Below are 21,985 nucleotides of genomic sequence, written 5' to 3'. Positions count from 1 at the left end.
CAACCCAACGGCATCCGCGCGGGAAGGCTCTCGTAGGCAACGGAAGTTTTTTCGCCCGACCAAGGGGTTTGTGGCATCGGGCGGGAAAGCTGTGCCCCAAAACGCCGTCTCAGACCAGGTCGAGGGCGACGTCGAGGATCGGCGCGGAATGCGTCAAGGCGCCAACGGACAGATAGTCGACGCCGGTGGCGGCATAGGCGGGGGCCTTGACGAGCGTCAGGCCGCCGGTGGCTTCGATCTCGACGCTCTCACCGCTCGCGCGGATCGCGGCGACCGTCTCGCCGAGCAACTCCGGCGACATGTTGTCGCACATCACGAATCGCGCGCCGGCGGCCACCGCTTCACGGGCCTCGTCGACGGTCGTGACCTCGACCTGGATGGGCACGTCGGGGAAGCGTGCCCGGATCCGCTCGTAGGCCGCGGTGATCGAGCCCGCCGCCAGTTTGTGGTTGTCCTTGATCATCGCCACGTCATACAGGCCCATGCGCTTGTTGGTGCCGCCACCGGCACGCACGGCATACTTCTCCAGCGCCCGCAACCCCGGTGTCGTCTTGCGCGTGTCGAGCACGGTCGTGCCGGTGCCGGCCAGGGCATCGGCCCATTGCCGGGTCACGGTGGCGACTCCCGAGAGCCGGGAAATGATGTTGAGCAGGGTCCGCTCCGCGGTCAGGATCGTCGTCGCCGGCCCGTCCAGCTCGGCCATCACCTGCCCGGCCACGACCCGGTCGCCGTCCGCACCCAGCAGATGCACGTCCACGGTGCCGCCTCGGGTGATGCCCGCGACCTCGTCCACCACGAGCGCGATCACCGGCAATCCGGCGATGACGCCGGCCTCCCGGGCGACGACGTGCCCGCGCTCACGGCCCGCCGGGTCGATCGTCGCGGCCGTCGTCACATCGATGCCGTCGAGTCCGCCGAGATCCTCGATCAGCGCCTCGCGCACCACCCGCCGGGCGTCCGCCACCGGGAATTCCACCGTCATCGCCGCGACTCCTCCTGCGCCATATACGTCAGTGCGACCCCATCCTCGGTCCGCACGTGCGAGAGATGGCCGAGCCAATGCCGGTCGTCGCGCTCGGGGAAGTCGGCACGCTCGTGCCCGCCCCGCGTCTCCTCGCGCGCGTGCGCGCCGACACACAAGGCCAGCCCCACATGCGCGAGATTCGTTGTCTCCCACGCCTGTGTCGTCGGCTGCTCAGCGCTGGACCTCCCGACTAGCTCCGCAAGCACCGCGTGCGTATGCCGCGTCGACTCCGCCGTGCGCACCGGTCCGGCTCCCGCTGTCATGGCCCGCTGAACCTCCGCCCGGTTCGCGGGATCGAGCAGGCCCGTGTCGCCGCCGGGCGGCAACGGCGCGCCGGGCGCCAACTCGCCCGCCGTCACCCGCGCAGCGATGTCGTCCGCGATCCGGTGTGCGAAGACCAGACCTTCGAGCAGGGAGTTCGACGCGAGCCGGTTGGCGCCGTGGACGCCGGTGCAGGCGGTCTCACCGCAGGCATACAGGCCGTCGAGAGTGGAGCGGCCGGCGACGTCGGTCCACACGCCGCCGGAGGCGTAGTGCTGCGCGGGCGCGACGGGGATGAGTTGTGTTGCGGGATCGATGCCGAGCTCCCGGCAGCGCGCAACGATCGACGGAAATCGCTTCTCCAAGAACACGGCTCCGAGGTGCCGCGCATCGAGCCACACGTGATCGCTGCCCGTCTGCGCCGTCCGCGCGACGATGGCCCGCGCCACGACATCGCGCGGCGCCAGGTCGGCCATCGGGTGCACGCCCTGCATGAAACGCATGCCGTCCTTGTCGACGAGGAAGGCCCCTTCGCCGCGGACGGCTTCCGAGATCAGCGGCTGCTGCCCCTGCGCGCCCTCACCGAGGAAGAGCACCGTGGGATGGAACTGGACGAACTCAAGGTCGGTCAGCAGGGCCCCGGCCCGCAGCGCCGCCGCCATGCCGTCACCGGTCGCGACGCTGGGATTGGTGGTCGAGACGTAGATCTGCCCCAGTCCGCCGGTGGCGAGCACCACCGCGCGGGCGTATGCCGCGCCCACCCCGTCGTGGTCGCCCTCGCCGATCACGTGCAAGGTCACGCCCGCCACCCGTCCGCCGGCATCCTGCAGCAGGTCGACGACGAGGGCGTGCTCAATGACCTCGATGCCCGGGTCGGTGATGACGCGATCGAGCGCGGCGATCAATGCGCGCGAGATCTCGGCCCCCGTGGCGTCCCCGCCGGCATGCGCGATCCGGTCGCGGTGATGCCCACCCTCGCGGGTCAATAGGATCCCGCCGTCCGCGGCACGATCGAATTCCGTCCCGAGAGCGACGAGTTCGCGCACGCGCTCCGGCCCTTCGGTGACCAAGGCCCGGACTGCGGCTTCGTCGCACAGCCCGACGCCGGCGACCAGTGTGTCCTGGAGGTGCTCCTCGGGTGAGTCCTCCGGGTCGAGCGCGGCCGCGATGCCGCCCTGGGCCCAGGCCGTTGACCCGGCAGAGAGCACGGTCTTGGTCACGAGCAACACCCGGTCCACCTGCTCGCGCAGTCGCAGCGCGCAGGTCAGCCCGGCGATCCCCGAGCCGACGACGATGACATCGGCCTCGGTCCTCCACCCCGGCTCCCCTGCCAGCAGATAGCGGGGGATCCGCACCTCGGGCAACTCCGTGTGGTCAGCCATGACGCCGCTTGGTCACGGCCGACGTCTTGAGACCGTAGCCGTCCGGGACGTCGCCGCCGTCGTGGCCGACCTCGACGATCCGGTTGAACGTGTCGACGAAGACGACCTGCGGCTCGAAGCTGCGCGCCTCCTTATCGTCCATCATCGCGTAGGCGATCACGATGACCAGATCGCCCGGGGAGATCAGCCGGGCCGCGGCGCCATTGATGCAGACGGTGCCAGAGCCTCGCTTGCCCTCGATGGCATAGGTCGTCAGCCGGTTGCCGTTGTCGACATCGACGACGTCGACCTGTTGTCCCGGAAGGAGGTTCGCGGCGTCCATCAGGTCGCGGTCGATTGTCATCGAGCCGACGTAGTGCAGGTCGGCCTGAGTGACGGTGGCTCGATGGATTTTGCTGTGCAGCATGATGCGTTGCATCGGTGTCCTCACATCGGCTCGGCGGCGCCGAGATCGTCGGGATTGCTGAAGACGTCCAGGGCTCCGCCGCCCGGACCCACGAGCACGGGCAGATTGTCGATCAACCGGGTGGTGCCGACCTTGCCGGCCACCGCGAGCAGGGCCTCGCCGCGATACCACTCCGGGACGTCACGCAGGGTCGTCGCATGGACGAGCACGAGATAGTCGACGAGCACGAGCGGCTCGGCGACCAGGACTCCACGGGCTGCGCGACGAATGGCCGAGGGTCCCTCGGGTGCCGCTGCCGCTCCGGCGCGCAGGGCCCGGGAGAGGGACAACGCGACCTCGCGATCGCTCTCGGTCAGGTAGGTATTGCGGCTCGACATCGCCAGTCCGTCGGGCTCCCGGACCGTGGGCACCGAGATGACTCGGGCCGGGAAATCGAGATCGCGCACCATCCGCCGGATGAGCAGCAACTGCTGGGCATCCTTCTGCCCGAAATAGAAGCGAGTGCCTGCGCTCAGGTGCATGAGTTTGGCGACGACGGTGAGCATGCCGTCGAAATGCCCTGGGCGCGAATGTCCTTCGAGCAGCGTCCCCAAGGGCCCGGCTGAGATCCGGACGCCCGGGTCGCCGTCCTGATAGATGACATCGGGCGTAGGTGCGAAGACCAGATCGGCCCCATACCGGCTGCAGATCTCCAGGTCGGAGTCGAAGGTCCGCGGATAGCGCGAGAGATCCTCTTTCGGCCCGAATTGCAGCGGATTGAGGAAGATCGTCACGATCACGTGGTCGGCCTCTGCGCGAGCTTGCTCGATCAGCGTCGCATGGCCCTCATGAAGGGCACCCATCGTCATCACGACGGCGATCTCCTTGCCGCTCAACGCGGCTCGCGCCGCACGCAGCTCATCGCGGGTCCGGGCGACAACCGGCGTCGTCGTTGTGGTCGCAGTCACGGTGCTTCCTCCTGGGGGTGGAGAACCTGGTCGAGCGTCGAAGCGGAGTGGGGCGCCAATCGGCCACCGTCGATCGCCCGGCGAAGGGTGGCCTCCGCGAGGACGCGGTAGACCGCCTGCACATCCGGGGACTCGGAAGCGAGCACGTGGAGGTGCTCGGAAACCGTACCGGCATCGCCGCGGGCGACGGGTCCGGTGAGAGCGGCGTCACCCGAGCGCAGCGCGTTGTCGAGGGCAGCGCTCATCAGAGGTCGCAGCATGCGGTCGGTGTCCTCGATCCCGGCTCCGCGCAGGATCTGCGCAGCCTGGGCGGCGAGAGTGATCAGGTAGTTCGAGCCGTGGACCAGGCCGAGGTGATAGCGCGTCCGGTCGAACTCGTCGACGATCACCGGCTCGCCGCCCATCTCGACGACCAGGGCCTGGGCGGGGGCCAGCAGGTCTGGAGGCGCCGTCACACCGAAGCAGCAGTCCCGCAGGCGCGTGATGTCCATCACCGTCCCGGTGAAGGACATCGCCGGATGGATGGCCATGCCGCCCACGCCGAGGGCGATCGCGGGGGCGAGCGGACCCAGCCCGCTGCGCCCAGAGGTGTGCAGCGCGAGCTGCCCACGCTGCCATACGTCCGTGGTCGCGAGGCCGGCGACGAGCGGCGCGAGAGCGTCGTCGGGAACGGCGAGAACCGCCAAATCGCAGGTCGCGACCACGTCATCGACCGGCAGGATCGGGACATCGGGGAGCAGCGCTTCGGCGCGAGCAAGGGACGCGGCGCTGACGGCGCTGGCCCCGATGACGAGATGACCGGCATTGGCCAGGGCGGCACCGAGGACCGCGCCGACCTTCCCGGCACCGACAATGCCGACGCGAAGGCGGCCCGGAGGCAGCAGCGGCGGCGGCGACGTCACCGGCCAAGTCTGTCATCCTGGAAGCCAGCCTCACGTGAGAGAGGTGGACTGCGATGTCCGAGGCGACGCCCAATCCCATCCTGACCAGCGATGCCCTGGTCCTGATCGCCGTGCTGGGGCGATTCGAAGCAGAACTGCGTGGCGGGGCGATGTCCGGCCCCGCCATCGAGACCCTCGGCGCTCGCTGCCGCTCGGTCGGGCTGCTCGACCCGCACGAGCCGGCCCGGCTGGACTCGGTCGCCGCCATCCTCGAGGACATCGGCCAGCGCTTGCGCTATGCGATCGGCGAGTATGACGCGGACCCCACCCGGCCGTAGCCTCACCCGGTGATCCCCTGGGCGACGGCGTGGCAGCACGCCCTGTATGCCGAGGGCGGCTTCTATCGTGACGCCTCCGGTCCGGCCGGTCACTTCACGACGTCCTGTCACGGCGCCCTTGGCGTCGTCTTCGCCTCCGCGATCGGACGCCTGGCCGAGCGGGAGGGACTCGCGACGATCGTCGATGTCGGCAGCGGCCGGGGCGAGTTGCTCGGGTTCCTGGCGGCATCGCCGGTTGCCGCTGATGTGCGATTGCTCGGCGTGGATGTCGTGGCACCACAAGGGCTTCCGCAGCCCGTGGAGTGGCGTCGTTCCGATGGAGGGTCCGATATTCCCGACCTGCACGACCTCGGGACGGCGCTCGTTATCGCGAATGAGTGGCTGGACGTCGTGCCCTGCCTGGTCGCCGAAGCGGATGCCTCCGGCCGAGTGCGGGAGGTGCTCGTCGACGGTGCCGGAAGGGAGTCGCTCGGGTCGGCGGTGTCCGCAGGCGACCGTGCCTGGGCGTCGCGCTGGTGGCCCGCCCGCCGCGGCGTCGACCGATGGGTGCGCGGCGAGCGGATCGAGATCGGCCGCTCACGCGACGAGGCGTATGCCCGCCTGCTCGCCGCCTGCGCCCCGGGCTCGCTGGTCGTCGCGATCGACTACGGCCACCTGCGCGCCGACCGGCCGGCGGGTGGCACGCTGACCGGCTATCGCGCCGGCCACCAGGTCAGCCCGGTCCCCGACGCGACCTGTGATCTGACCGCGCACGTCGCGATGGACGCGCTTGGCGCGGACCGTCTGATCACCCAGCGCGACGCACTCGGCGAGCTAGGGCTGGTGGGCGAGCGGGCGTCATACGAGCAGGCGCGGAGCGATCCACGCGGCTATCTCGCTGCGCTGGAACGCAATTCCGCGATCAGCGCTCTTCGCGGCCCTGGCCTCGGCGATTTCTGGTGGGCGATCAGTCGGGTGCCGTGAGCGCCGACCGCACGTCGGTGTGACCGAAATCGTCGCCCTTGAAGAGCAGCGGCTCGCGCCGCTCGCTGGCCAGCGCATAGCTGAAGCAGTCGCCGAAAGTCAGCCGCGCCGGATGCCCTGACCCGCGACCGAAGTCGCGATAGGCGTCCCGCGCGATGCGGGCCTGCTCGGGCGTGACCGGCACGACGGTGATGTCGAAATCCTCGAGCAGTTCATCGAGCCGACGCGAGAGCGTGGGGTCGCGCGGACTGTCGATCACGATCCCTGCTTCGAGATAGCTTGCCGCGGAGAACAGCAAGCTCTGCGCGCCAACGAGGGCCGATGTCAGCTGAGGCGCATCAGCCTCATCTCTCAGGACGGCGATGATCGCCGAGGCATCCACAATCATTTGGGCAAGCCGAGCTCGTCGTAGAGATCGTCGTCGGTCAGGAAACGCAGGTTGCGCTCGCGAATGTAGCGGCCCGTTTCTTGGCTCAACCGACGAAGCCGGTCATAGCGCTCTTGGCGCGTCTCGTGCGTCCTGGGCGTGGCAGCCAGTTCGCGAGCCACAGCAGACGCGATGGCACCGGTGAGGGTCTGACCGGTACGCAGGGCGAGTTCACGCACCTTGCGCTCGACCTCGTCGTTCTTGATCGTGATGGTCATGCAGTAATGCTAGCTGTCACTACTGAAGTCAGTAAGACGCGATGATCAGCCGCTCGAAACCGCGCAGCACGAAGGTCGGGCGACGCTCGGCCTCGACCACCCGCAGCCGGGGGTGACGCGCCAGCAACTCGCGCACCGAGGTCTGCATCTCCAGCCGGGCCAGCGGGGCGCCGATGCAGAAGTGGATCCCGAGGCCGAAAGCCAGGTGGTTGTTGGGCTCGCGCGCCGGGTCGAACCGTTCGGGCTCAGCGAAAACTGCCGGGTCACGATTCGCCGCCCCGAGCAGCGCCGCAATCTTTTCCCCTGGCTCGATATGCACCCCGAGCAGGTCGACGGGCTCGGTCGCCGTCCGGTCAAAGAGCTGCGACGGGCTGTCGTGCCGCAGAAATTCCTCGACCAGCCGCTCGACCGCAGCCGGGTCGGCGGCGTCGATGGGCGGCTGTCCGGCCGCCAGCCACGAGTGCAGCCCGTTGCCGAAACCGTTGACGCTCGCCTCGTGCCCGGCGTTGAGCAGCAGCACCGCGGTCGCGATCAGCTCGCGCTCGCTCAGCTTGTCGCTGCCGTCGCGCACCTGCACCAGATCGGTCAGCAGATCCTCCCCCGGATGCGCCGCCCGGTGGGCCGCCAACTCCCGCACGTATGCCGCGAACTCACCACATGCCTGCTGCGCACGCGCGTCGTCGGCCGGGGAGCGGTCGGGCTCGTACATCTTCACGATGGCTTGGCTCCACGGGCGCAGCAAGTGCAGATCGGTGTTGGGGAAGCCCAGCAAATCGGCGATCACCATGACCGGCAGGGGCTCGGCCAGCCCGGCGATGACATCGAACTCCTCGACACCACCGACCTCGTCGAGCAGCTGCCGCGACAACTCCTCGATGCGCGGCTGCAATCGCTGCACATGCCCGCGGCCGAATGCTCCGGCCACCAGCCGCCGCAAGCGGGTGTGCTTAGGCGGCTCGCAGTCGAGGATCGAATCCGCATGCAACCAGTTGAAGGTGTCCCAGTCGGCCACCGGCTCGCGATCGCGGAAGATCCGGCCCAGGCGGCGATCCCGGAGCAGGGCGGAGCACGCCGCGTGCGAGGTTGCGATATACATCCCCAAGCCGGAGTGCCACGCGACCGGCGCCTGCGCACGGGCGGCGGCGAAGCCGGCATACGGATCGGCGAGGGTGGCCGGGTCGCTGAGGTCGAGGACGGTCGCGGCGTCGAATCCAGGCATGGCGCCTACCTTGCCAGGCCCGCGGGTCCCGCCGCCTCCGGCCGCCCGGACCACGCGCGGCGTGCGCCGCCTAGCATGAGCAGGTGACCACGTCGACGCCCACCGAACTGACCGTCGGTGTCGGAGCCGGCGGGCTCACCACCGCCGACATGGTCCTCAATATCGGGCCCCAGCATCCGGCCACCCACGGCGTCCTGCGCCTGAAGATCGTCCTCGACGGCGAACGCATCGTCAGCGCCGACCCGATCATCGGCTATATGCACCGGGGCGCCGAGAAGCTCTTCGAGGTGCGCGACTATCGCCAGATCGTCGTGCTCGCCAACCGGCATGACTGGCTGAGCGCCTTCAGCAACGAACTCGGCGTCGTGCTCGGCGTCGAGGAGATGCTCGGAATGGAGGTGCCGGTCCGCGCGGTCTGGGCGCGCACCCTCCTCGCCGAACTCAACCGCGTGCTCAACCACCTGATGTTCCTCGGGTCCTATCCGCTGGAACTGGGCGCGATCACGCCGGTCTTCTACGCCTTCCGTGAGCGGGAGGAGATCCAGGCCGTCCTCGAAGAGGCCTCGGGTGGCCGCATGCACTACATGTTCAACCGCGTCGGGGGCCTAAAGGAGGACCTGCCGTCGGGGTGGCTCGACCGGGTGGCCGACGCCATCGCCGTCGTCCGCCGGCGCCTGCCGGATATCGCCTCGCTGATCCTTGGCAACGAGATCGTCAATGCCCGCACCCGCGGCGTCGGCGTGCTGAGCGCGGACGTGGGTGCGGCATACGGGGTCTCTGGCCCGATTGCGCGGGCGAGCGGCATCGACATCGACCTGCGGCGCGACGCGCCCTACTTGGCGTATGCCGAGTTGTTCACCCCTGGCGGCCCCGGCCGCGTCGTCACGCGCAAAGCGGGCGACGCCCTGGCCCGCCTCGAGGTGCTCTATGAGCAGGTCGAGGTCAGCCTCGACCTCGCGCAGGCGTGCGTCGAGAAGCTCGCCGCCCTGCCCCAGGGCCCGGTCAACGTCAAACTGCCCAAGGTGCTCAAGGTGCCCGAGGGCGATCTCTACACCGCCACCGAGAACCCCTTGGGCTTCAACGGCTACTACCTGGTCTCGCGCGGCGAGAAGACCCCGCACCGCCTGAAGTTGCGCTCGGCATCCTTCAACAATGTCCAGGTGCTCTCGCGGTTGCTGCCCGGGTGTCTGGTCGCCGACATGGTCAGCATCCTGGGCTCGATGTTCTTCGTCGTCGGCGACGTCGACAAGTAGCCAGTGCCGCCGGTCAGCCGGTGGTGCGGCTGAGCAGCGCCACCGCGCCCGTGGTCACATTCCACAGTTTGAACTGCGGTCCGTCCGGGAAGGCGACCATCTCGCCGTCGGCGGACATGACGAGGTGGTAGCCGACGCCGAGGGTCTTCTCCGCTCCCGTGGCGTCGCAACGAATCAGGCCACCGCCATTGACGTCCTCGCGAGGTCCTGGATACCTGCCGGCCCTTGGGTGGCGATGGTGAGGCTGGCCAGGCTCAGGGCCAGGAGGACTGAGGTCGTGACGTGACGCATCTGCGTCTCCTGCATTGGCTGGTGATCGACGCCAATCAAGAGCGCGTCGGATGCGCGGTGCTCCGCCCGCGCGAAGATCAGGCGCGCCTGGTCACGCCGCCTCGCCGGCGCCGCCGTTCTCCCGCGGTGGGATGCGGCACCAGTGCTGGGAAAGGAGACCGCACACGACGAGATAGCCGCCGGCGAGCGTGCCGCCGAGATAGCTCCACAGCAGGCGTTCCGAAATCGTGAGATCCCAGTCCGGCAGCAGCCCGAGCGCGTTCCCGGCGTAGAGGCCGACGAGAGCGGCTCCGGTGAGGGCGGCAGCCTGGGCGAGTGCGAGGGTGCGGGCGGCGCGCATCGGGTCGAGGTTCGCCTTGCGACCGCGCAGATAGCCGCGAACCGCCCAACCGAACCACAGCACGAGCAGGCCGACGCCTCCGAGCAGCACGAGCGCGAGCGTCGGCACCGCGGGCGGAAAGGTGCCCCCTGCCATCAGCCGGTGCGTCAGCAGCGCCGAAATCACGCCGACCACGAGTGTGACCAGCACAGGCACCCGCCAGGACAGTCCGCGATTACCGGTCCCCATGCGCGCCTCCCGCCGCGGGGTTGCCGGCGGCCGCGTGGTCACCGGCGGCCGCGTGGTCACCGGCGGCCGCGTGGTCACCGGCTGCCGCGTGGTCACCGGCGAGCGAAGGGTCACCGGCTGCCGCGTGGTCACCGGCGACCGACGGGTCACCGGCTGCCGCGTGGTCACCGGTTGCCGGCGGGGTATCGGCGTCCGCGTGGTCACCGCCGGTCGCCTGGTCACCGCTGGCCCCGGCGCTGTTGCCCGCGGCCGCGGCCGAGTCGCCACCCGGCCAGGGCGGGCCGGGCCGCACGCCGGTGCGGTCGAGTTTGGCCAGGCGCTCGGCGACGCCAACGACGCGCTCACCGACCCGCACGCGCGCGCTCGGGTCGGCATCCGACCACGTCACGAGGACGAAGGCGCGCTCATTCGCCCGCGGGTGGGGCAGGAGGAGCGCCGGGTCGTCACTGCTGACCTCGTCGGGGCCGCCCGGCGTGCCGTACTGGATCAAGTCCAGGTCGAGCGTGCGCTCACCCCAGCGCACCGCGCGCACGCGGCCGTGTCGCGCCTCGATCCGGTGCAGCGCGGCCAGCAGGTCGGGGGGGGTCAACTCGGTGTGCCCGACGAGCGCGGCGTTGAGGTAGTCGGCCTGCTCCGGGCCACCCACCGGGTCGGTCTCGACGAGCTGGGAGACCGCATCAACGCGCACGCCCGGGGCGGCCCGAAGTTCCTCGACAGCGGCGCCCAGGGTCGCGACCCGGTCACCTAGGTTGCTCCCCAGCGCGACGACGAATTCGGCCGTCCGACGCCGCCGGATCGTCACGCTGACATCGGCGAAGGCGTGCGCGATCGGCGCGGTCGGCTTGTGCACGGTGACATCCACCGCGACGAGCTCGCCCAGGGCGAGGACATCCGAAGCGATCGCCTCGGCGAGCGCTTCGATCAGATCGAAGCTCGGCCCGGTCAGCCGGGCCATGGCCAGATCCGCGACGACGCCGTAGTTGACCGTGTCCGCCAGATCGTCGCTGGCGCCCGCTGCCCGCAGGTCGGCGTGCAGCACGATGTCGACGACGAACTCTTGGCCGGTCGCCTTCTCGAAGTCGAAGACACCGTGAAAACCCTTGCCGCGCAGCCCCGTCAGCGTGATCGCGTCCCGCTCCGGGCCGTATGCCGTCACTCCCCACCCCCGGGCAGCTTCCCCCAGGCGGTCGCCACGTCGAGCGCGTCGCGCGTGGCCGTGATGTCGTGCACGCGGATCCCCCACACACCCGCCTCGGCGGCGTAGGCCGAGGTGACGGCGGTGGCCACCTCGCGCTCATCGGCACCGCGGATCGTCTCCTCGCTCCGGCCGACCAGGCCGAGAAAGCGCTTGCGGGATGTGCCAACCAGCACCCGGTGCCCGAGCGCCATGATCTCCGGGAGACCGCGCAGCAGGGCCCAGTTGTGCTCGGGCAGCTTGGCAAAGCCGAGACCCGGGTCGAGGATGATCTGCTCCGGGCGCACACCCTGGGAGGTCAGGGCGTCGATGCGGGTGGTGAGCTCACGGCATACGTCCGCCATGACATCGTCGTAATGGGCACGCGCCTGCATGGTCGCGGAGTGTCCGCGCCAGTGCATGGCGACGAAGTCGACGCCCGCGTCAGCGACGACGGACGCCATCCCTGGGTCGGCCAAGGCACCTGAGACGTCGTTGACGATCCGCGCGCCCGCAGCGATCGCCGCCTGGGCGACCTCGGCGCGCATGGTATCGATCGAAACCATCGCACCGGACGTCGCGAGCGCCGCGACGACCGGGATGGTCCGGCGCAACTCCTCATCGAGGTCCGGACGCAGGGCACCAGGTCGGGTGGACTCCCCCCCGACATCCACGACGTCGGCTCCCGCAGCCATCAGCTCGCGGCCGTGCTCGACGGCGGCATCCGCGTCGAACCACGCCCCACCATCGGAGAACGAGTCGGGGGTGACATTGACGACGCCCACCAGCACCGGGCCGCTCAAGGTGCCCCGCCCGGACGGATCACCGCGCCCCGCCGAGCAGCAACGACATGGCTTCGGCGCGCGTGGCAGGGTGCCGGAGGCTGCCGCGCACGGCGGAGGTGATGGTCTGCGCGCCGGGCTTGCGCACCCCGCGCATCGACATGCACAGGTGCTCCGCCTCGACGACCACGATGCAGCCCATCACGCTCAGGTGCTCCACGAGGGCGTCGGCAATCTGGCTGGTCAAACGCTCCTGGACCTGCGGACGCCGGGCATAGACGTCGACGAGGCGCGCGAGTTTGGACAGGCCGGTGACCTGGCCGCCGCTGGGGAGGTAGCCGATGTGCGCGACGCCGTGAAAGGGCAGCAAGTGGTGCTCGCAGGTGCTGTAGAGAGCGATATCGCGGACGATCACCAACTCGTCGTGATCGACCTCGAACTTCTTGGCGAGCACATCGCCGGCGTGCTGGTGGAGACCGGCGAACGCCTCGGCATACGCGCGCGCGACTCGTGCCGGCGTTTCGATCAGGCCGTCACGGTCGGGATCCTCACCGATGGCCGCGAGGATCTCGCGGACGGCGGCCTCGATCCGGGCCTGGTCGAAGCCGCTCACGGCTGACTCGCTCACGGGCGCCCTTTCTGCAGGCTCAGTAGGGGTCGCCGGCCCGGGGGTCGACCGGCTGGCCCTCGGGGGTTTCGACGATCTGTGCGGGCGGCTTGTCATCGGCATACGGCGAGGCGCCGACGGCCGCGGCCGCGTCGATGGCCCGCTCGGTCGCCCGGTTCCCCGGACTGGCGACTGCACCCACGGGGGCGCCCGAGCCGTTGAGCGCCGCTTGCTCGGCAGGCGTCAGGACCGGGGGCTTGTCCGAGATGAGGCGGTGCTCCGAGGAGAGCCAGGTCGGCCGGACCGGCCGCTTGCGCACGTCGTGAAAGATCGCGGCGATGTCCTTGGCGTTTAGTGTCTCGCGCTCGAGCAACTCCAGGACGAGGCGGTCGAGGACATCGCGGTTGTCGTTGAGCGCGTGCCAGGCCTCATCGTGGGCCGACTCGATCAGGCGGCGGACCTCCTCGTCGACGATCCCAGCGACGTGCTCGGAGTAGTCGCGCTGGTGGCCGTAGTCGCGCCCGAGGAAGACCTCCCCCTGGCTCTGGCCGAGCTTGATCGCGCCGACCCGCTCGGACATGCCGTATTCGGTGACCATCTTGCGGGCCATCGCCGTGGCCTTCTCGATGTCGTTCGCGGCACCCGTGGTGGGGTCGTGGAAGATGATTTCCTCGGCGACCCGGCCACCCAAGGCATACGCCAGCTGGTCGAGGATCTCGTTGCGCGTCGTGGAGTACTTGTCGTCGCTCGGCAGCACCATCGTGTAGCCCAGCGCACGGCCACGCGGCAGGATCGTGATCTTGTTGACCGGGTCAGTGTGATTCATCGCCGCGGCGACGAGCGCGTGCCCGCCCTCGTGATAGGCGGTGATCTTGCGCTCCTTGGCACTCATGATCCGGGTGCGCTTCTGCGGGCCGGCCATCACTCGGTCAATGGCCTCATCGAGCGTGGCGTCGGTGATCAGGTGGCCCGAACTGCGCGCTGTCAGCAGCGCCGCCTCGTTCAAGACATTGGCCAGATCGGCACCGGTGAAGCCGGGCGTGCGCCGGGCCACGGCGAGCAGGTCAACGCCGGGAGCCATCGGTTTGCCCTGGGCGTGCACCTCCAGGATGCGGTGGCGGCCGATCATGTCCGGGGCCTCGACCGCGATCTGCCGGTCGAAGCGGCCCGGTCGAAGCAGCGCGGGGTCGAGGATGTCGGGCCGGTTGGTCGCGGCGATGAGGATGACATTGGTCTTGACGTCGAAGCCGTCCATCTCGACCAGGAGCTGGTTGAGCGTCTGCTCGCGCTCGTCATGGCCACCGCCGAGACCGGCACCGCGGTGCCGGCCGACCGCGTCGATCTCGTCGACGAAGACGATCGCCGGGGCATTGGCCTTGGCCTGCTCGAACAGGTCACGCACGCGAGAAGCACCGACACCGACGAACATCTCGACGAAGTCGGACCCCGAGATGGAGTAGAAGGGCACGCCCGCCTCACCGGCGACGGCCCGTGCGAGCAGGGTCTTACCGGTGCCGGGCGGGCCGTAGAGCAGCACGCCCTTGGGGATCTTGGCCCCGACCGCGAGGAATTTCGCCGGCTCCGCGAGGAACTCCTTGATCTCCTGCAACTCTTCGACGGCCTCGTCGGCGCCCGCGACATCGGCGAAGGTGACCTTCGGGGTGTCCTTGGAGGCGAGCTTGGCCCGCGACTTGCCGAACTGCATCACCCGCGACCCGCCGCCTTGCATCTGGCTCATCAGGAACCAGAACAGGCCGACCAGGATGATCAGCGGCAGGATCGAGACGAGCAGCGAGCCCAGGAGACTGGGGTGCTCGATCGCATCGTTGTATGCCGTGGGGACGTTCTCATTGACGAGGGTCACCAACTCGTCGGCGCGCGCATCGATGAACTCGGTGCGGACCTTGGTGGCGTCCTTGACGCCCTCACCAGTGTAGGTCTGGCCCGACTTCAACGTCAGGTCGAGGACGTTGTCGCTGGTGAACTTGGCCGACTCGACCTGTTTGTTGGAGATCAGCTGCGCAGCCGCCGAGGTGTCGATGCGGGCATACCCGCCGTCTCCATTGAAGGAGAACAGGACGACCATGAGCGTGAACATGGCAAGGACCCACAACAGCGGGTTGCGGACGATTCGCTTGGCATTCGTGGACATCGTGGGGCCCTGTGGCCTGCTCCTTGCGGTGTCGGGCGGCCTCGGGTGAGGCCGACCGGGAACGGGGTCGATCGGAGGACGACACTACCCGGACCTACAGACACCCGGCGCGTTCACGTCCACGCAGGCAAACGCACGACCGCGCGGGCGTGTTCCGCAGCCGGCGAATGAGGCCTCAGGAGTAGACGTGCGGGGCGAGGGTGCCGACGACGCGCAGGTTGCGGTAGGCCTCGGCGAAATCGAGCCCGTAGCCGACGACGAAGTCGTTGGGGATGTCGAAGCCCACCCACCGGCAGTCGATGGCGACCTTGGCCGCATCGGGTTTGCGCAGCAGGGTGCAGATCTCGACCGACTTCGGGCCGCGGGACTCCAGGTTCGCGCGGATCCACGACAAGGTCAGGCCGGAGTCGATGATGTCCTCGACGATCACGACGTGCCGCCCGGTGATGTCGGTGTCGAGATCCTTCAGGATGCGCACGACCCCGGAGGACTTGGTGCCGGAGCCATAGGAGGAGACCGCCATCCAGTCCATTGGGACGCTGCCGGGGATGGCGCGCATGAGGTCGGCCATCACCAGCACGGCGCCCTTGAGGATGCCGACGAGCAGGAAGGGCTCGCCCGCGTAGTTCTCCCAGATCTCGGTTGCCAGCTCGGCCAGGCGGGCCTGGATCTCTTCCTCGGTGATCAGGACCTTCTCGAGGTCGGCACCCATGTCCGCAGCGTCCACGCCTGTTATCTAACCGTAAGGATCGGCATCGACGTGGATCAGCCCCTGGGAGCGCCGGACCCACACCCGCCCCGGGACGGTGATCGGGCCTTGCCCATGCCAGTGGGTGAGGAGCCGGTCGCATTCGCGGACGTGGTCGCGAGTCAGATCGGTCGGCGGTGCGCCCGCGGCGAGGAGGGCGGCTCGCCAGACCCGCCCGCGCAGGGCCTGCGGGAGCTTTTCCAGATCGGCAACCGCCCATGGCGGGGTGCCCAATCGTGCCGTATGCCGCTGCGCCTCCCCCTCCAGGAAGTCCGCGTCCGCGCGGGCCAGCTCGGCCGTGCGCAGCAGACCCGCGCGCACCCCCGGCCCGAGATCGCGGGTCAGGTCGGCCAGCGCCGCACGGGCGCGGACGCGCAGGTAGGCGGGTTCGTCGTTGTGCGGGTCGCGCCAGGGTGTCAGGCCGAGTTCGTCGCAGGACGCTTCGGTGGTGGTGCGGTCGAGGTCGAGCAAGGGGCGCCGGAAGCAGTCCCGACGGCGAGGCATGCCGGCGAGCGATCGGGCACCGGAGCCGCGGGTGAGCCCGAGGAGCACTTGTTCGGCCTGGTCATCGGCCGTATGCCCGAGCAGGACGACCACGGCCCGGCCGAGGTCCGCGGCGGTCGCGGTGAGCGCCGTATGACGCGCCGTGCGCGCCGCGGCCTCAAGCCCGGAGGGGCTGTCGGTGGCCACTGTCACGCTGACGACATGAACCGGATCCAGACCCAACTCCCGGCAGGTGGCCGCGGCCCGCCCCGCCACTGCGGCCGAGTCTTCCTGCAGACGGTGATCGACGCACACGGCACCAGCGCGCAGGCCGGCGCGCGGCGCGACCCACGCCAGGGCCGCAGCGAGGGCCAGGGAGTCGGCGCCGCCCGAGCACGCGGCGAGGACGAGAGTGCCCGGGGCGAGGTCGGCGAGCTCGGCGCGGACGGCCCGCCGACAGGCCATCGACGCCGGTTCGCCGCCCATCTCTCTGGCGTCCGCTCGATACTTCGGTGCCGGCGAGTCAGCCGTGGACCCGGCGAACCCAGGCCGCGGGGTCGTGGATCTCGGCGGGCTTGGGCAAGGTTTCGGGCGAGGACCAGACCGCGTTGAAACCATCGACGCCGACCTCGTCGGTGACGCCGCGCACGAAGCCCGCGCCGTCCTTGTACTGGGCCATCTTGGCCTCCAGCCCGAGCAGTCGGCGCAGCAGGCGGTCGGCGGCGCCGACGCCCTTGCGGCGCTCGGTGAACTTGCCGCGGATCTCGGCCACGGTCGGGATGACCTTGGGGCCGACGTCGTCCATCACGACATCGGCGTGGCCTTCGAGCAGGCTCATGATCGCCGTGACCTCGGCGATCTTGGCGCGCTGCTCCGGGGTCGCGAACAGATCGGCCAGGCCGCCGCCCCCGCTGCCGAGGGCGTCGGGCAGCCGTCCGACGACCTCCCGCAGCCGGGCCGCGAGTTCGCTCGGGGTCGGGGTCATATCGCCGGCGAGGCTGGTCGCACGCTCGATCAGGTGCGCCCGCAGCCACGGGACGGCGGTGAACTGCACGCGGTGGGTCTCCTCGTGCATGCAGACCCACGCCCGGAAGTCCGCGGCATCGACCTGCAGTTCGCGCTGCACGGCAACGAGGTTCGGCGCGACGAGCAGGAGGCGGGGCGTGCCCTGGGGGGCCAGGTCGTACTGCCCGAGGATCTTGTTCGCCATGAACGCGAGCAGGGCGCCGGCCTCGGCGCCGGTGATCTTGCTGCCCACGCTCATGCCGGCCCCGGTGGCCGGGAGACGCCGGTCGGCCGCGACCTTCTCGAAGACCGGGCTCATCAGGGCGGCCATCGAGTCGAGGTTGAGCGCGATCCACGTGGGCCGGTCGACGACCAGTGCGGGCGGGGCCTGGCCCGGCGCGTGCATCCGTGAGGTCTCGGCGACGGGCTCCTGCGCGCGCGCAGCGGCGGCCCGGATGGCCGCAACGATCTCCTGGGCTTCAGCTGGGCTGACCTCGGGGCCGGCCGGGGTCAACCGGCGCCCGGTTGCCTTGGCGAACTCCCAGTCGACGAAGGCCGGGGCCTGAGCCGATCCCCCGGCGCCACCTAGGCCCTGATCATTCGGATCAGCCGAGGAGGCGAGGGCGTCCCGCGGGGGCGTGGCACTCGGCCCCTCCTGCGGTTCAGGGGGCAGGTCCGAGGGGTCGTGGGTCACGGGCGCGGCCGTCCTTTCGGGCGTTAGCCGCACCCACAGGCCGTGAGCGCGGCGACGAACCGGTCCAACGCCGCCCGGGCCGCCAACGTTCCCATGCTCGGCGGGACCTGGTCGGCCACGATGACAAAGATCAATTGCCGGTCGTCCGCATCGACCGTAGTGCCCAGGAGCCCCGAAATGCCGGTCAGCGTGCCGGTCTTGGCCCGCGCCAGTCCGGCCGCCTGCGACGCGGGTTCGGTGCGGAAGCGGTCATAGAGAGTGCCGTCCAGACCGGCAACGGGCAGCCGGCCCAGGGCATCGTCGAGCCCGGGCAGGCCGCCGGCCACGGCCTTCGCGGTGACAGCCGAGAGCAGAGCGACCGTGCTGTGCTGCCCCCGAGCCAGCCCGGACGTGTCGGTGAGGGTGGTCCCCGTCAGGTCGAAGCCCAGCGTGCGCAGTTGCGCGGTGACGAAGGCGGCATTCCCGCTGAAGCTGCCGTCCTCACCGGCCCGCACGGCCGCCTGGCGGGCGAGGTTCTCGGTCAGCGCGTTGTCGCTCTCGTCGAGCGCTTCGGCGAGCACATCGCGATAGGGAGCCGATTCGACCGCGCCGAGTTCGGTGGCGGCCGCCGGCACCGGTGTCGCCCGAAGCTTCGGCGTATCGCTCACCGTGACCTCGACCTCGGACCCGGCCTCCGCCAGCGCGGCGCGCACCATGTCGGCGAACGCCGCGAGCACTGCGCCAGCCGGATCGCTCGGCGACGGTTTGCCCGGCTTGGGCCGCTGGTCGGCGAAGCCGAGCATTGCGACGCTCTGGGTGTAGCCGGCCGCGACGTCGGCGGGGTTCCAGCCGGTGGGGTAGGCGGGGGTGTCGGGGTAGCCGGGGCCCGCGGCATACGTGTTGTCGAGGCGAAGCCTCCAGGAGCGGGCTCCGGACCTCGCGATCCGGGCGGCGACCTGGGCGGCCAGGTCGCCCAGTCCCGCGTGGCCAGCGGTGACCTCGGGATCGCCCGCGCCCCGAGCCAGCAGAGTGTCGCCCCCCGCGACGAGTACCAACTCCCCGGGCTCGGGCGAGACCACCTTGGTGGTCATCACCTGCGTCGGATCGAGCACCTGGGTCACGGCCGCCGCGGTCAGGATCTTCTGGGTCGAGGCGACCACGCGCGCGGTGGCGGTGTCGCGGGCATACAGCTCGGTGCCGGTGACGGCATCGCGGACACTGACGCCGACGGACGGACCGAGCGCAGGGTCGGCCAGCGCCGTCGTCAGACGCTCGGCGAGCGCAGCGGCCTTCGGCTCCGGCGCGTCCGGCGGCGGCTCGGACAGCACGGTCGCCGCACCGGCGGTCGGGAGAGGGACGAACGTCGGGCTCGGCCCGCCCGACGCGGGGGGCGCGGGCAGCGGCGTGACGGTCGTGCGCGTCAGGATGCCGGGGGCCACGTCATAGATGTCGGCGGCGGCATACCCGCCCACCAGTGCGAGACTGGCGAGGGTCACAGCGAGACGCTTGCCCACGCGCGAACCCCCTTGCGCAAAAACGCGCCTCGTGCGGAAGACTGTGCCGGTCGAGATTAGGTCATCGAACGCGAAGGAGCCGGAACGTGGAGTTCGACGTCACCGTGGAGATCCCCAAGGGTGCCCGCAACAAGTACGAAGTGGACCACGAGACCGGCCGCATCCGGCTGGACCGCCTGCTGTTCACGTCCATGGCCTACCCGGCCGACTACGGCTATGTCGAGGACTCGCTCGGTGAGGACGGCGACCCCCTGGACGCGCTGGTGCTCCTGGACGAGCCGACCTGGCCCGGCTGCCTGGTTCGCGCCCGGCCGATCGGGATGTTCCGGATGAAGGACGAGGCCGGCGGCGACGACAAGCTCCTGTGCGTCCCCGCGGGTGACCTCCGCAAAAACCACATCCGCGATCTGGAGGACGTCAGCAAGTTCGACATCCTCGAGATCCAGCACTTCTTCGAGACCTACAAGGACCTCGAGCCCGGCAAGTCCGTCGAAGGCGCTCACTGGACCGGTCGAGAGGAGGCCGAGCAGACGGTCAACGAGGCCCTCGCCCGTGCGCAGGCCGCCGGTATGACGACCGCCCGCTGGCGGATGCCGACCCACGAGTCCCGCTCGCATGCTGCGCCCGCCGGACCCTCTCAAGCGCAGTCGGCCGGGCAGATCAAGGAGCCGGCAACGAAGGACAAGCCGCTCAGCGACTCACGCTGACCCGCACCCTGTCGTGGCGGGTCGCGCACGGGCTGATGTCTAGACATCAGCCCGTGCGCGACCCGCCTTTCGCTTGCCCTGTCCGGGCCCACCCCGCCGCTGGGCATGCGTTCGTCCGCCCCCTACGCTGGCCGCCATGATCGCCGTTGATCGCGCTCGCCTCGCCGGCCTCCTCGCCGCGGAGCAGGGCACGTATGCCGCCGCCAACCCCCGCTCGCGCGCGCTCTACGAGGAGGCGACCAACCTTTTCGGGCACGTGCCGATGACCTGGATGAATGTGTGGTCCGGCGGCTTCCCGCTCTATCTCGATCACGCGCGCGGCGCGCGCATCACCGACGTGGACGGGCATACGTATGCCGATTTCGCCCTCGGCGACACCGGCGCCATGGCCGGCCACTCCCCCGAGCCCACCCGCAAGGCCGTCGCCGGCCGGGCCGGCGATCGTGGTGGCCTGACGACGATGCTGCCCACTGCCGACGCCCAGTGGGTCGGCGCGGAGTTGACCGCCCGCTTCGGTATGCCGCTGTGGAGCTTCACGCTCTCGGCCACCGATGCCAACCGCTGGGCGATTCGGCTGGCGCGCTTGGCCACCGGACGGCCCAAGGTGCTGGTCTTCGGCTACAGCTATCACGGGTCGGTCGATGAGGCCTTTGCGCTCGCCGGCCCTGACGGAACCACCATCTCGCGCCCGGGCAACGTCGCCCCGCCGGTCCCGGTCGGACTGACCACCCGGGCCGCCGTCTGGAACGACCTCGCCTCGGTCGAGACCGCGCTCGCGCACGGCGATGTCGCGGCCATCCTCACCGAGCCGGCGCTGACCAATATCGGCATCGTGCTGCCTGAGCCCGGGTTCATGGAGGGCCTGCGCACGCTGGCAACGCGGTATGGCGCGCTGCTGATGATCGACGAGACGCACACCTTCTCGACGGGCTGGGGTGGAGCGACGCGCGCCTGGGGGCTGGAGCCGGACATCTTCGTGATCGGCAAGTCGATCGGCGGCGGAATCCCTTGCGGCACCTACGGACTCAGCGAGGCGGTCGCGGCGGCGGTGACGCGGCATACGGACGCAGGTGACGCCGACATCGTCGACGTCGGCGGGGTCGGCGGCACGCTCGCCGGCAATGCGCTCTCGCTCGCGGCGATGCGGGCAACCCTCGGTGAGGTGCTCACCCCGGAAGCCTTCGAGGGGATGATCGACCTCGCGACAGTCTTCAGCGCGGGGGTGCAGGCCGCCATCGACGAGTTCGAGCTGCCCTGGTCGATCGCGCAACTCGGCGCCCGCGCCGAATACCGCTTCACCTCCCCCGCCCCGCGCACCGGCGAGGAGTCGGCGGCGGCGGCCGACGACGAACTCGACGCCTATATGCACTTGGCGATGTGCAACCGCGGCATCCTGATGACGCCCTTCCACAATATGGCGCTGATGTGCCCCGACACTGACGCGGCCGACGTCGAGCGCCACACCGAGGTCTTCCGCGAGGTCGTCGCCGCCCTCCGCGCTTAGTCACCGCCCTCCGCGCTTAGTCACCGCCCTCCGCGCTTAAGGGAGTCAGGCGGCGCGCCGGACAGGTCGGGGGGCGACGTCGTCCCGAAGCCCCCGCCGCGGCCAGCCGAAGGATCGGCTATACGGAAGCGGACGGTCGCGGCGTGATGGCCTACCGACCGATGCGCCTGGCGCAATTGTCGGGTCACCTTGCCGAAGCGCCGGACGATGCGCTGAGGTGGCGGCTGGTAGCCGAGTTTCTCGAGGAGTTTGCGTGGGAGCCGGTGGGCGACCGCCTCGCCCTTTTGGCCGATCAACCGCAGCCGACCGGAGATGAGCGTTGGGACGCTTTCTTGGCGTCCCTGGCTGAATATCGGCTCATCCCAAACGAGGGTGTAGTTGTGGTCTGAATCCGCCGGTTTCGAGTAGGGAGCGGGCGATGTAGTTGGTGAGGTTGCGGAAGCCGAGGGCGGAGCCGC

The 21,985-nt window shown here is 70.1% G+C and carries 22 protein-coding genes; 5 read left to right on the top strand and 17 right to left on the bottom strand.

Annotated elements, in window-relative coordinates; all coding sequences use genetic code 11:
* Nucleotides 1-109 precede the first annotated feature (109 nt).
* The 5 genes from nadC to ABD209_RS08210 are packed head-to-tail and all read right to left on the bottom strand — an operon-like array spanning nt 110 to nt 4,922.
* The gene (gene nadC, locus ABD209_RS08230) at nt 110-982 is read right to left on the bottom strand and encodes a carboxylating nicotinate-nucleotide diphosphorylase (RefSeq protein WP_344064629.1); all 873 of its coding nucleotides are present in this window, start codon (nt 980-982) and stop codon (nt 110-112) included.
* Nucleotides 979-2,667 (bottom strand): L-aspartate oxidase, encoded by a 1,689-nt coding sequence (locus tag ABD209_RS08225; protein WP_344064626.1) that lies wholly within the window; start codon nt 2,665-2,667, stop codon nt 979-981. The genes nadC and ABD209_RS08225 overlap by 4 nt, the downstream gene beginning before the upstream one ends.
* Complete coding sequence (panD, locus tag ABD209_RS08220) at nt 2,660-3,085, bottom strand: aspartate 1-decarboxylase (protein ID WP_324387929.1); 426 nt, start codon at nt 3,083-3,085, stop codon at nt 2,660-2,662. Before panD ends, ABD209_RS08225 begins: the two co-directional genes overlap by 8 nt.
* 8 nt (nt 3,086-3,093) lie before the next feature.
* Nucleotides 3,094-4,020: a pantoate--beta-alanine ligase gene (gene panC, locus ABD209_RS08215; RefSeq protein ID WP_344064622.1), complete on the bottom strand. Its 927-nt coding sequence runs from the start codon at nt 4,018-4,020 to the stop codon at nt 3,094-3,096.
* The gene (locus tag ABD209_RS08210) at nt 4,017-4,922 is read right to left on the bottom strand and encodes a Rossmann-like and DUF2520 domain-containing protein (RefSeq protein ID WP_344064619.1); all 906 of its coding nucleotides are present in this window, start codon (nt 4,920-4,922) and stop codon (nt 4,017-4,019) included. Before ABD209_RS08210 ends, panC begins: the two co-directional genes overlap by 4 nt.
* 53 nt (nt 4,923-4,975) lie before the next feature.
* On the opposite strand from ABD209_RS08210, the gene ABD209_RS08205 reads away from it, so the two are divergent.
* Both ABD209_RS08205 and ABD209_RS08200 read left to right on the top strand, forming a co-directional pair.
* Complete coding sequence (locus ABD209_RS08205) at nt 4,976-5,239, top strand: hypothetical protein (RefSeq protein ID WP_344064617.1); 264 nt, start codon at nt 4,976-4,978, stop codon at nt 5,237-5,239.
* 9 nt (nt 5,240-5,248) lie between these two features.
* On the top strand, nt 5,249-6,202 hold the full coding sequence (locus ABD209_RS08200) for an SAM-dependent methyltransferase (protein WP_344064614.1): 954 nt from the start codon (nt 5,249-5,251) through the stop codon (nt 6,200-6,202).
* Here the strand turns inward: ABD209_RS08200 and ABD209_RS08195 are convergent.
* The 3 genes from ABD209_RS08195 to ABD209_RS08185 are packed head-to-tail and all read right to left on the bottom strand — an operon-like array spanning nt 6,186 to nt 8,066.
* Entirely contained in the window at nt 6,186-6,590 is a 405-nt protein-coding gene (locus ABD209_RS08195; RefSeq protein ID WP_344064611.1) for a type II toxin-antitoxin system VapC family toxin, read from the bottom strand. The genes ABD209_RS08200 and ABD209_RS08195 overlap by 17 nt on opposite strands.
* Nucleotides 6,587-6,847 (bottom strand): type II toxin-antitoxin system VapB family antitoxin, encoded by a 261-nt coding sequence (locus ABD209_RS08190; protein WP_344064608.1) that lies wholly within the window; start codon nt 6,845-6,847, stop codon nt 6,587-6,589. The genes ABD209_RS08195 and ABD209_RS08190 overlap by 4 nt, the downstream gene beginning before the upstream one ends.
* A gap of 28 nt (nt 6,848-6,875) precedes the next feature.
* The gene (locus ABD209_RS08185) at nt 6,876-8,066 is read right to left on the bottom strand and encodes a cytochrome P450 (RefSeq protein ID WP_344064605.1); all 1,191 of its coding nucleotides are present in this window, start codon (nt 8,064-8,066) and stop codon (nt 6,876-6,878) included.
* Nucleotides 8,067-8,215: 149 nt separating this feature from the next.
* On the opposite strand from ABD209_RS08185, the gene ABD209_RS08180 reads away from it, so the two are divergent.
* The gene (locus ABD209_RS08180) at nt 8,216-9,319 is read left to right on the top strand and encodes an NADH-quinone oxidoreductase subunit D (RefSeq protein ID WP_344064753.1); all 1,104 of its coding nucleotides are present in this window, start codon (nt 8,216-8,218) and stop codon (nt 9,317-9,319) included.
* A 382-nt stretch (nt 9,320-9,701) separates the two neighbouring features.
* Here ABD209_RS08180 and ABD209_RS08175 read toward each other — a convergent pair whose 3' ends face one another.
* From ABD209_RS08175 to ABD209_RS08135, 9 genes are all read right to left on the bottom strand, one after another.
* Nucleotides 9,702-10,178 carry a DUF3180 domain-containing protein gene (locus ABD209_RS08175; protein WP_344064602.1) on the bottom strand — a complete coding sequence of 159 codons (477 nt, stop codon included), beginning with the start codon at nt 10,176-10,178 and terminating at the stop codon, nt 9,702-9,704.
* On the bottom strand, nt 10,165-11,334 hold the full coding sequence (folK, locus tag ABD209_RS08170) for a 2-amino-4-hydroxy-6-hydroxymethyldihydropteridine diphosphokinase (protein ID WP_344064599.1): 1,170 nt from the start codon (nt 11,332-11,334) through the stop codon (nt 10,165-10,167). The genes ABD209_RS08175 and folK overlap by 14 nt, the downstream gene beginning before the upstream one ends.
* The gene (gene folP, locus ABD209_RS08165; protein ID WP_344064596.1) at nt 11,331-12,155 is read right to left on the bottom strand and encodes a dihydropteroate synthase; all 825 of its coding nucleotides are present in this window, start codon (nt 12,153-12,155) and stop codon (nt 11,331-11,333) included. Before folP ends, folK begins: the two co-directional genes overlap by 4 nt.
* 19 nt (nt 12,156-12,174) lie before the next feature.
* On the bottom strand, nt 12,175-12,858 hold the full coding sequence (gene folE / locus ABD209_RS08160) for a GTP cyclohydrolase I FolE (protein ID WP_425564620.1): 684 nt from the start codon (nt 12,856-12,858) through the stop codon (nt 12,175-12,177).
* A complete protein-coding gene (gene ftsH / locus ABD209_RS08155) occupies nt 12,782-14,893 on the bottom strand; it encodes an ATP-dependent zinc metalloprotease FtsH (protein WP_344064593.1) in 2,112 nt (703 codons plus the stop codon). Before ftsH ends, folE begins: the two co-directional genes overlap by 77 nt.
* A 175-nt stretch (nt 14,894-15,068) precedes the next feature.
* On the bottom strand, nt 15,069-15,620 hold the full coding sequence (hpt, locus tag ABD209_RS08150) for a hypoxanthine phosphoribosyltransferase (RefSeq protein WP_324388574.1): 552 nt from the start codon (nt 15,618-15,620) through the stop codon (nt 15,069-15,071).
* Nucleotides 15,621-15,629: 9 nt separating this feature from the next.
* Nucleotides 15,630-16,610, bottom strand: a complete 981-nt coding sequence (gene tilS, locus ABD209_RS08145; protein ID WP_344064590.1) for a tRNA lysidine(34) synthetase TilS — start codon at nt 16,608-16,610, stop codon at nt 15,630-15,632.
* 37 nt (nt 16,611-16,647) lie between these two features.
* Nucleotides 16,648-17,823 (bottom strand): zinc-dependent metalloprotease, encoded by a 1,176-nt coding sequence (locus ABD209_RS08140; protein ID WP_344064587.1) that lies wholly within the window; start codon nt 17,821-17,823, stop codon nt 16,648-16,650.
* Nucleotides 17,824-17,846: 23 nt separating this feature from the next.
* On the bottom strand, nt 17,847-19,316 hold the full coding sequence (locus ABD209_RS08135; RefSeq protein ID WP_344064584.1) for a D-alanyl-D-alanine carboxypeptidase/D-alanyl-D-alanine-endopeptidase: 1,470 nt from the start codon (nt 19,314-19,316) through the stop codon (nt 17,847-17,849).
* Between the two features lie 86 nt (nt 19,317-19,402).
* On the opposite strand from ABD209_RS08135, the gene ABD209_RS08130 reads away from it, so the two are divergent.
* A complete protein-coding gene (locus tag ABD209_RS08130) occupies nt 19,403-20,023 on the top strand; it encodes an inorganic diphosphatase (protein ID WP_344064581.1) in 621 nt (206 codons plus the stop codon).
* Between the two features lie 136 nt (nt 20,024-20,159).
* On the top strand, nt 20,160-21,527 hold the full coding sequence (locus ABD209_RS08125) for a transaminase (RefSeq protein WP_344064579.1): 1,368 nt from the start codon (nt 20,160-20,162) through the stop codon (nt 21,525-21,527).
* The last annotated feature ends 458 nt before the right edge of the window (nt 21,528-21,985 follow it).

Origin of the sequence: Nostocoides vanveenii (assembly GCF_039531165.1) — a bacterium.
In the GTDB taxonomy this organism is placed as follows: domain Bacteria; phylum Actinomycetota; class Actinomycetes; order Actinomycetales; family Dermatophilaceae; genus Nostocoides_A; species Nostocoides_A vanveenii.
Note: the sequence above shows the minus strand (reverse complement) of the source record. Positions and strands in the feature narration are given on the sequence as shown.

Bases quoted from the DNA above. Each gene is read 5' to 3' on its own strand.
- ABD209_RS08190 (WP_344064608.1), bottom strand. From the start codon at position 6,847: ATGACCATCACGATCAAGAACGACGAGGTCGAGCGCAAGGTGCGTGAA.
- ABD209_RS08195 (WP_344064611.1), bottom strand. From the start codon at position 6,590: ATGATTGTGGATGCCTCGGCGATCATCGCCGTCCTGAGAGATGAGGCT.
- ABD209_RS08225 (WP_344064626.1), bottom strand. From the start codon at position 2,667: ATGGCTGACCACACGGAGTTGCCCGAGGTGCGGATCCCCCGCTATCTG.
- tilS (WP_344064590.1), bottom strand. From the start codon at position 16,610: ATGGGCGGCGAACCGGCGTCGATGGCCTGTCGGCGGGCCGTCCGCGCC.
- ABD209_RS08205 (WP_344064617.1), top strand. From the start codon at position 4,976: ATGTCCGAGGCGACGCCCAATCCCATCCTGACCAGCGATGCCCTGGTC.
- ABD209_RS08125 (WP_344064579.1), top strand. From the start codon at position 20,160: ATGATCGCCGTTGATCGCGCTCGCCTCGCCGGCCTCCTCGCCGCGGAG.
- nadC (WP_344064629.1), bottom strand. From the start codon at position 982: ATGACGGTGGAATTCCCGGTGGCGGACGCCCGGCGGGTGGTGCGCGAG.
- ABD209_RS08185 (WP_344064605.1), bottom strand. From the start codon at position 8,066: ATGCCTGGATTCGACGCCGCGACCGTCCTCGACCTCAGCGACCCGGCC.
- ftsH (WP_344064593.1), bottom strand. From the start codon at position 14,893: ATGTCCACGAATGCCAAGCGAATCGTCCGCAACCCGCTGTTGTGGGTC.
- ABD209_RS08180 (WP_344064753.1), top strand. From the start codon at position 8,216: ATGGTCCTCAATATCGGGCCCCAGCATCCGGCCACCCACGGCGTCCTG.
- folE (WP_425564620.1), bottom strand. From the start codon at position 12,858: ATGACAAGCCGCCCGCACAGATCGTCGAAACCCCCGAGGGCCAGCCGG.
- panD (WP_324387929.1), bottom strand. From the start codon at position 3,085: ATGCAACGCATCATGCTGCACAGCAAAATCCATCGAGCCACCGTCACT.
- ABD209_RS08175 (WP_344064602.1), bottom strand. From the start codon at position 10,178: ATGGGGACCGGTAATCGCGGACTGTCCTGGCGGGTGCCTGTGCTGGTC.